Below are 501 nucleotides of genomic sequence, written 5' to 3' on the forward strand. Positions count from 1 at the left end.
AGTCATGAAGATGATGTATTTGGCAGCAGAACTGGTTGTTGGTTTCATTTTATTATTTATTCTGGTAAAGTTTCTCGGGAAAAAACTGATTAACCAAATAACACCGTTTACATTTATAGCCGCAATTGTACTTGGTGAATTATTGGGAAATGCTTTGTATGATGAAAAAATTGGATTAAGATATATCGTATTCTCCATGATTTTATGGGCATTATTACTGTTTATTGTAGAAATCCTGGGGCAAAAGTTCCTTCCATTACGAAAAGTCTTTGAGGGAAAACCATCTGTCTTAATCCATAATGGTGTTTTAAACAGGGAGCAATTAAAGAAGAATCGTATGAACATAAATCAACTGCAAAGCCTGCTTAGACAATCCGAAACATTTTCGATACGTGAGGTGGCCTACTGCTATTTAGAAGCCAATGGGGCCATTAGTATAATGAAAAAATCACCAAAACAAAAATTGCAGCAGGATGATATAAATCTTCCTGCACAAACCGT

General features: G+C 34.9%; 1 protein-coding gene. It reads left to right on the top strand.

What is annotated here, in order from left to right; translation table 11 throughout:
• Positions 1–4: 4 nt before the first annotated feature.
• On the top strand, positions 5–501 hold a 497-nt coding region (locus tag AC3G7N_RS22880), incomplete at its 3' end, for a DUF421 domain-containing protein (protein WP_489424380.1).

The sequence above is a fragment of the Virgibacillus carmonensis genome (genome assembly GCF_057836705.1).